The following is a 5,847-nucleotide window of genomic DNA, read 5'->3' as shown; positions in this document are numbered from 1 at the left end:
TGTTAGGGACGTTGCATGCAACGTCCGTACAAGGGAATTTGATACAAACCCGGTTTCTCTGCTTTTTTATACCGATACTACCGGATTTAATATCACTTTGAAGATGTCATAAATACTTTCAAACTTTATATGGTGAAATAATTTCCTGAAATTACTGTAGCGTCAAAGTTATGAGTCCATAAAATCTTAATGCATGACTTTTGATTTTTGATATCATGTCCGGTAGCATCGGAGCGTGTATAAAATTAAGGTCAAAATGGGCAAAAAAACTTCTGCCTTCCTTTGACCAAAATATAACTATTCAAGCGGACATGATATGAATTCCGTGAAACGGTATTACTTTTGAATTTTAACTTCTTCCAGTGGAGGCGTATAATATTGTTGTAAAGAAAATAAAGACCAAAAACGACGCGATCGTACAACCAATACAACTAATATTACCACCCCCAAAACAATAGTTCGCAACTGATTTTCTAGATTCCATTCCAAGGAACCGAGATAGTTGGAACCCATTGCCACTGCATGAACACCAGATAATACAAATGCTGGCACGCTCAATAAATGTAACCTTCGCCACCACTGACCGAAATATTTCACTGCTCCATCAAAACTCGTTAATGCTAAGGGTAACATTAATCCCAGACTGACAAAACCAGTCCATATTGCTAACTGATGTTGAGGCAACATAAAGGAGACTGCTTGGATATTCCAATTTAAACTATGGTCTAACATTCGCCCTGTATGCGCCATTGACAACACAAACGCTCCGACACCTAAAGCTCGACGATAACGTAAAGGTTGACTCCAAAACCGACTTAGGGGACGCGCCACTAAAGCTAAAATCAAACAAAATATTGCAGCATGACCAGTGTAGTCAACCATATCACCATTCCGCATCACCACCATGATACCAACAAAGATACTCACCCAACCCGCCATTTGAAATAGTTGACTGCGTTTATCTGCACTTAAAAAAGATGTCAACATTCCCACTCCTAACATTGAGGGTAATGTTCCTAAACCAAAGGCGAACATACTCGCTCCACCTAACCAAATATTGCTAGTTTCTGCTGCTTTTATTTGAGCAGCATACAGAAAACCACATGGCATCAAACCCCAAACTAACCCTAGTAAAACAGGAGTCCACCATTTGTTTTGCATGGAAAGGTTAACCATTACTGCACTCAAGCGGTTATGCAGGTTGCTTTTTTTGAAAGGATGGAATATTGGTAAATTTGGTAATAGTTGGGGTTGCACTTTTGCCAGACCAAACCAGATTAACATTAGACCTGTAATTATTGCTAACCATCGTCGCAGGTCACTATCAATACCTGCTAAATGACCGCTTGCCACTAATACGGAACCTAACGCTCCAATACCTGCACCTGTCAGGGTGTAGCTACAGAGACGACCAAAGTTAAGTAGGGTATGAAATTGAAATTGACGCCATTTGTTAGAGGAAACTGGCGATCTTGTGGAAAGAGAGAAACTTGCAGTCAGGGGTCCGCACATTCCGACGCAATGACCAAAACTGCCGAAAAATCCTAAAGTTGTTAATAATAATAGTTCTAGTAACACGTTTTTTTTAGAGATAATATTAAATCAGAGGACAAGGAAATCAAATCATAAATAAAAGGCGCTGCTGAATTATTGTATGATTTTTAGTCGTAGGGGCATCTATGCGAATCGCCCCTACAGTAGTTAGTAGTCACGCACAGATTTTTTCCTTACTATTAATCTTAATCCGATACAAATTTCATACCTAATTTTAGCAATGCCAATAAAATATAGAGGTTTTTCTTTTTAGTAATCAAGCTTAAAGTTAGACATTCAAAAAAATTGAAAAGCTGATAACTGACTGCTAATTTCTGCACTTATAACTCATCGGGAATAATTACATCAATTATTTCTGTTTTATTTTTCCGATCAATGCGAAAATAACTATCTAAAGTTAACAAACTACTGCCTAATATTAACTCATTCATTCTGACCAAACAAGCATTTGCAAAAGACATAGGAACAGATTCGTATTTTTTCATTAACCCCCGAACAATGATTACTTCATCCCTGAAATGAAAAGGAACTTCAACATAACTGCTAGTGACTAAACCTATTACTGCATCCTTACCACTATAGACATCTTTCAAAATAAAACAAGCTTCACTGATAACTGCTTCACAGGTGAATAATGGTTTAGCAATATTTGCCTATTCCTTGACTGCCCAATTATGATGGCGATCGCTTTTGTCTAGGATAGCTACCAAAACCCCTGTATCTAGGATCACTTTTCTGTGCATATTAGTTAATTTTTTCTACTTTATTTAGTTCCTTTTTTTTCAAGGAAAGATCGCCTATTCCGCTTTCCACGCAACCAACAAATTCTTGAGCTGCTTCTAACATTGAAATGACTTCTTCCTGTTTATCGGAAAGATTCTTTTTTTGCTCTTTAAATTGTAAAAATTCAATAAAATATAAAACTTCCTGCTGTTGTTGAGGAGTTAATTTTTTCAGACTTTCTAGAATTATTTTTTCATAACTAATTGCTTGAATCATTTGTTTATTTTTCTACTAAGTTTAATAAAGTTTTTCCATCTTAACATACTTTTTATTTGACACACAGACTGGCATCTAAAATTACTTTCGATTTCATTTAGCTAAAGGTCTATCAAGATACTTTTTATTATAAGACAAATTTCCAATGCCACTATCAACACAACCCACCCATTGTTTAGCTACTTCATAAGCAGATATCGGTTTTTCTTCAGGGATCGAAGTTTCTATTTTTTTGTTTTTACTCTGCAAAAATTAAATAAAATCAAGAACCTCTTGCTGTTGTTGAGGGGTTAATTTTTTCAGACTTTCTAAAATAGTTTGTTCTTGACTAATTGCTTGAGTCATTTGTTAATTTTCCTACTAATGTTAATAAATATTTTGATATTTTAACAGATTTTTTATGTGACACATCGTCCGTAAACTGATAATCCACAAAGTCTCAAAATATTGGGTCATGCTTTTCTAAGTTTCTTTTGACCTATTGTGAAAGAGATGCTTTTGTCTAGTCCTCTATCTAGGAGAACTTTTCTGCACATATTAGTTAATGTTTTCTACTTTAGTTCCTTTTTTTTCAAGGAAATATCGCCTATTCCACTTTCCAAACAACCAACAAATTCTTGAGCTGCTTCTAACATTGAAGTGACTTCTTTCTCTTTATCGGAAAGATTTTGTTTTTGCTTTTTAAATTCCAAAAATTCAAGAAAATATAGAACCTTTTGCTGTTGTTGAGGGGTTAATTTTTTCAGACTTTCTAAAATAGTTTGTTCTTGACTAATTGCTTGAGTCATTTGTTGATTTTCCTACTAATATTAATAAATATTTTGACATTTTAACAGATTTTTTATGTGACACATCGTCCGTAGACTGATAATCCACAAAATTTCAAAATATTGGTGTTATGGATGAATCAAAAAGTAAGATTCTGAATGCCCTTGGTCGTTTGATTAAACAACGTCGGATGGAATTAGGAATTTCTCAAGAAGAGCTTGGATTTCGATCTAATTTAGATCGTACCTATATATCTGGACTAGAACGTGGTGTGAGAAATCCTTCTCTAACTGCTCTTGTTAGTTTAGCTGCAGGAATGGGTATTAGTGTATCTGAACTTCTTGATAATTTAGAGGCAGAAGCTAATAATATAGAGTGAATAATCAAGACTTAGTAGAAAAGTTAAAATCTACGTTTAGAAAAAACTCAACTCAATTAAAAGTATTTAACCTTTTATCAGATAAAGAATGGCATTGTCGTAGCTGTGAAGGTAAAAACATAGCATCATAACAGTATGCAGGTGGAGGTGGTCTTCAAGGATTACAAAGAGGTACAAAAAGTCGGCCTGGTTTAGAAATTAAAACAGAAAGAAAGTTCTGCAATAATTGTCAAAAACAAACAACATGGGATTTTTAGACAGGAAAAATTAAAGCAGTAAATGCTCCTGCTAATATTCCCTCATAATTAGTCGAAAAAATATTATCTGTCTATTCCTATGTAGATGTAATTGAACAAAGACAACGACCGCGACATGAAATTATTATTGACCATCGCTTTCCAATGGAAAGATGGGGAAATGTTGAAGAATCTCATAACTTAAATATGAGTGAAACTGAGATTAAACAAAAATTTCAATTGCTTAAAAAAGATAGTGCAAGTAATCATAATCTTTTAAAATCAAGAAGCTGTGAATTTTGTCTTAAAACTGGTAAAAGGGGTACACCATTAGGCATTAAATTCTGGTATCAAGGTAATGAAAATTGGCGTCATAATATACCTCAAATTGGAAAAGATGCTGAGACTGGATGTATCGGATGTAGTTAGTATAATTTTTAAATTTGGCGAGATACTCTTAATCAAAAACTAGCTGATTTTAAACAGGACAATTAACTATTAGACTTCTCTAAAAATCCAAAATAAAATCAATGATTATCCATAAATTATCAATTACGGAATAATTAAGCTTTAAAGCCTCTCACTCGCCGTGGAGAAACAAGATAAATTTTTCCTTTGAGTCAATCTTCTTCTTTTCAAGGAAAGGTAATTATTAATTATTAATTATTAATTGTTGAATACTCCCTTATCATCGGCAATTTTATTTAAAAAAGAAATCAATGCATAACCTATACATTCTGCTAAACGAGGAGGTACAGCATTACCAATTTGCCACATCGCTTTTTTCATAGAACCCTCAAAAATAAAAGAGTCAGGAAAACTTTGTAACCTTGCCATTTCTCTTGCTGAAATTACTCGGTTAAGATAAGGATGAATATGAGTACCACCATGATTTTCTTTGATAGTCATACTTGGTTTACCCAAATATTGTCGCTTAAAAGCATCAGCATAAGTCTTATATAAAGAACCACCAGGAGGCACTTTAGCAAGTCTTTCCATATATTCTTGTGAATGTCGAGTCCACTGATGATTAATTTCTGGAACAGGAGTTAATTCTGGAAGGTCAGAAATTGCTGATTCAATTGGTTTATATTGGTGTGGTAATAGTTGAGGTTTTGGATAAGGATTAATCTTACCAAATTTATTGGCAATAAAAAAAGTTCTAGGACGAATTTGTGGCACTCCATAGGCAGCAGATTCTAAAATTGCTACAGATACATTAGAATAACCAATATCGACAAATGCTTGACAAATTTCCTCTTTAACAGCACCTTTTTTCATAGTAATAATTCCTGGCACATTTTCCATAACAATATACCAAGGACGAATTTCAGAAACTACTCTAACAAACTCTCGAAATAAATTATTTCTTGGGTCATCTGGATTTCTTTTTCCTGCCACTGAAAAACCCTGACATGGAGGACCTCCTACTACTAAATGTATTTCTGGTGAACCAATTTTTTTTAGCCATTGTGTAGAATCAAATTGTTTAATATCTCCACAAAAATGATGACATTGAGGAAAATTTTTTCTATGGGTTGCTGATGCTATAGAGTTTTCTTCAACACTGACTATTGGTTGAAATCCTGCTTGAACTAAACCTTGTGTAATTCCTCCAGCACCACAAAATAAATCGACAAATCTATAATCAGATTTCCATAATGGTTGTTCTTCAATTTCAAGGAATTTTTTATATGGATCGTTATGGTTATTGTTTAATTCATATTGAATTTTTTCATAGCGACCTAGTTTAGCTTTTTTATGATAATTTTTATCTCTTTGATCTCACGGGGTGACAAGCTAGTTGAAAGCTATATATAGAGACGAATTTGCGTTCGGGAACTGAAGAATACTTCAACTAAAATCAAACTCTTATTGAGAATGAATGAGGTGTAGTGCGTTAGAAGAGCT

8 protein-coding genes are annotated in these 5,847 nt (G+C 34.1%); 2 read left to right on the top strand and 6 right to left on the bottom strand.

From position 1 onward, the window contains the following. Nucleotides 1-336: 336 nt before the first annotated feature. From F6K22_RS28970 to F6K22_RS28950, 5 genes are all read right to left on the bottom strand, one after another. Nucleotides 337-1,578 (bottom strand): urease accessory protein UreH domain-containing protein, encoded by a 1,242-nt coding sequence (locus tag F6K22_RS28970; RefSeq protein WP_293106059.1) that lies wholly within the window; start codon nt 1,576-1,578, stop codon nt 337-339. Nucleotides 1,579-1,874: 296 nt separating this feature from the next. Continuing rightward, nucleotides 1,875-2,147, bottom strand: a complete 273-nt coding sequence (locus tag F6K22_RS28965) for a hypothetical protein (RefSeq protein ID WP_293106056.1) — start codon at nt 2,145-2,147, stop codon at nt 1,875-1,877. Nucleotides 2,148-2,298: 151 nt separating this feature from the next. Further along, nucleotides 2,299-2,553, bottom strand: coding sequence for a hypothetical protein (locus tag F6K22_RS28960; protein ID WP_293106053.1), 255 nt, complete (start codon nt 2,551-2,553; stop codon nt 2,299-2,301). A gap of 93 nt (nt 2,554-2,646) precedes the next feature. Continuing rightward, a complete protein-coding gene (locus tag F6K22_RS28955) occupies nt 2,647-2,802 on the bottom strand; it encodes a hypothetical protein (RefSeq protein WP_293106050.1) in 156 nt (51 codons plus the stop codon). Between the two features lie 302 nt (nt 2,803-3,104). After that, nucleotides 3,105-3,341, bottom strand: a complete 237-nt coding sequence (locus F6K22_RS28950; RefSeq protein WP_293106048.1) for a hypothetical protein — start codon at nt 3,339-3,341, stop codon at nt 3,105-3,107. Nucleotides 3,342-3,451: 110 nt separating this feature from the next. On the opposite strand from F6K22_RS28950, the gene F6K22_RS28945 reads away from it, so the two are divergent. Together F6K22_RS28945 and F6K22_RS28940 are read left to right on the top strand one after the other, a co-directional pair. Further along, complete coding sequence (locus F6K22_RS28945; RefSeq protein ID WP_293106045.1) at nt 3,452-3,700, top strand: helix-turn-helix domain-containing protein; 249 nt, start codon at nt 3,452-3,454, stop codon at nt 3,698-3,700. A gap of 401 nt (nt 3,701-4,101) precedes the next feature. Then, the gene (locus tag F6K22_RS28940) at nt 4,102-4,365 is read left to right on the top strand and encodes a hypothetical protein (protein ID WP_293106042.1); all 264 of its coding nucleotides are present in this window, start codon (nt 4,102-4,104) and stop codon (nt 4,363-4,365) included. Between the two features lie 237 nt (nt 4,366-4,602). Here the strand turns inward: F6K22_RS28940 and F6K22_RS28935 are convergent, their stop codons facing one another. Next, on the bottom strand, nt 4,603-5,613 hold the full coding sequence (locus tag F6K22_RS28935) for a DNA cytosine methyltransferase (protein WP_363274670.1): 1,011 nt from the start codon (nt 5,611-5,613) through the stop codon (nt 4,603-4,605). Nucleotides 5,614-5,847 lie beyond the last annotated feature (234 nt).

This window comes from Okeania sp. SIO2F4 (genome assembly GCF_010672385.1).
In the GTDB taxonomy this organism is placed as follows: Bacteria; Cyanobacteriota; Cyanobacteriia; order Cyanobacteriales; family Microcoleaceae; genus Trichodesmium.
Note: the sequence above shows the minus strand (reverse complement) of the source record. Positions and strands in the feature narration are given on the sequence as shown.